General features: G+C 41.7%; 1 protein-coding gene. It reads right to left on the bottom strand.

Features of this window, described 5'->3' with window-relative positions; all coding sequences use genetic code 11:
- Positions 1 to 30: 30 nt before the first annotated feature.
- Positions 31 to 247 (bottom strand): DUF2796 domain-containing protein (locus AB4496_RS26280; protein WP_139137330.1); only part of this gene is annotated, 217 nt, incomplete at its 5' end.

The raw sequence follows: 247 nt of genomic DNA, 5'->3' as shown, positions 1-247 counted from the left end.
GTATCTACGTTTAATTCAATCTAATACGGATTAGAATCGAAAACTAATACGATCTGCGTTAAGCACTTCTTGAATTTGAGCGCTGTCAGTTAGAAGGTTTACCGTCATTGATTTTGTGTTGCTGAACTTAGAGAACCATTGAGTGCTCACGGTATCTAGCTTCGCAATATCTGAACATTGGTAATGGTACTCGACAGTGAATTCGCCGTGCCCACCTTCTGAATGGTCGTGGCCTTCATGGTCATCA

The organism is Vibrio sp. 10N.222.46.A1 (assembly GCF_041473595.1).
Lineage (GTDB): Bacteria > Pseudomonadota > Gammaproteobacteria > Enterobacterales > Vibrionaceae > Vibrio > Vibrio tasmaniensis_A.
Note: the sequence above shows the minus strand (reverse complement) of the source record. Positions and strands in the feature narration are given on the sequence as shown.